The 1,369-nt window shown below is 44.8% G+C and carries 3 protein-coding genes; all 3 read left to right on the forward strand.

The features are described 5' to 3' along the window. Positions 1-194 precede the first annotated feature (194 nt). Positions 195-659 (forward strand): head completion/stabilization protein, encoded by a 465-nt coding sequence (locus BCT81_RS27195; RefSeq protein WP_102426480.1) that lies wholly within the window; start codon positions 195-197, stop codon positions 657-659. Next, positions 656-1,147 (forward strand): phage tail protein, encoded by a 492-nt coding sequence (locus tag BCT81_RS27200; RefSeq protein ID WP_102426481.1) that lies wholly within the window; start codon positions 656-658, stop codon positions 1,145-1,147. The genes BCT81_RS27195 and BCT81_RS27200 overlap by 4 nt, the downstream gene beginning before the upstream one ends. Beyond that, a partial coding sequence (locus tag BCT81_RS27205; RefSeq protein ID WP_102426482.1) for a phage virion morphogenesis protein occupies positions 1,144-1,369 on the forward strand: 226 nt, incomplete at its 3' end. The genes BCT81_RS27200 and BCT81_RS27205, both read left to right, overlap by 4 nt.

The following is a 1,369-nucleotide window of genomic DNA, read 5'->3' on the forward strand; positions in this document are numbered from 1 at the left end:
CGATAAGTACGAGAAAGTGGGGGTGAAAACCAAAATCGGTCAAATCGAGCAACGTATTCGTGCCATTAAAGAAGGTTCGAATCTTTAAAGACTCCTACGCCGCCGAGCCTCGACTGGCGAGGGTGCGATAGCTTTTAGTTCATCGTGACCTATCGACCCAGTGGCTAGAGGCTCACTTATATCAAGGGGATGCCATGTTTAATGGTTCATCAGGAGCAGACTATCAAGATACCAAAATCATCAATGATGGTTTTTGGCCGGATATTAATGCCGGTGATTTTGAGAAACGTCGTGGGGTACCAGCTCATATGGACAAAGAAGCGATTGCATACGCTGTCGCTGCTGCAATTGCACAACTAAACATTGAATTAAACACGACCAAAGAACAATACCAAAAAAGCGGGTTTGCTAAAGCTTCCAGTGTGACGGGGCAACCAAGCATTGGAGATAAAAACTTATTAGTCATTCTGTATGAAAAGGCGGTTTATGCGAGAGCCAAAGCCGACTTGTTACCTGAGTTCGCCACCCAGCAAACCAAAGAAGCCGGTGATCGAGTCGCTGAAAAAGAGTCTGACACCAAAGAGAGTTTGCTAGCAGAAAGCCAGCAGCATGTTCGAGCGATGAAAGGCAAAGGTCGAGTGGGTGTGGAGCTTATATGAGTTTTGAGCCAAAAGGTCAAAGTGAAATGGGGTATTTACTCCAAACGTTAACGGCTCACATATTGACAGTCATCCCTAAAAATTGTCATTCGCTGCTTGAGTCGTGGATGGATGGAGCGGAACTGCAACTCACTCCAAAGCACCAAGGGTTGGGCGTCGATTTGGGGATGATGGAATACGAAGCGGTTATCTCGATAGAACGTTTTCCTTTTAGGGAGTTTGAGCCAGCTATTGTCATGGCCTCAGTTATGGCTTGGTTACAAAGTAATGACCCATATCGTGAAACCTATGAATTGGAAGATCCTAGATTCAAAGTTGAGCCCGAAAGTGACAAGACAGCCAACGTAGAGATAGATATTCAGTTTATAGAGCCTGTCACGATAGTCGAAGAGGAAGAAGGGGTGATTCATTGGCATGGCAAACAATACAACTTAGCAGAGTATGAAGTTTGGATTGCTGAACGATTCACTTTGGATCTGAAACGATGATTAAAGTTCAGTGGGATGAAAAAGGTGTGCTCAGAACAGATGAAATTCTAAAAGCTCTGGCTATGCCGGCAACCAAGCGAGAGCGGTTATTACGAAGAGTCGCCAAAGAAGTTCAGAAAATATCGAAACGCAACATTACCAAACAGCAAAGCCCAGATGGGAAAGCGTGGAAAGCTCGGAGAAATAAGCGTAAAGGCAAGAGCAAAAAAATGCTTACAGGGT

The organism is Vibrio sp. 10N.261.52.A1, from assembly GCF_002876325.1.
In the GTDB taxonomy this organism is placed as follows: domain Bacteria; phylum Pseudomonadota; class Gammaproteobacteria; order Enterobacterales; family Vibrionaceae; genus Vibrio; species Vibrio chagasii.

Excerpts from the sequence above, each read along its gene's own strand:
- BCT81_RS27200 (WP_102426481.1), top strand. The coding sequence starts at position 656 with ATGAGTTTTGAGCCAAAAGGTCAAAGTGAAATGGGGTATTTACTCCAA.
- BCT81_RS27195 (WP_102426480.1), top strand. The coding sequence starts at position 195 with ATGTTTAATGGTTCATCAGGAGCAGACTATCAAGATACCAAAATCATC.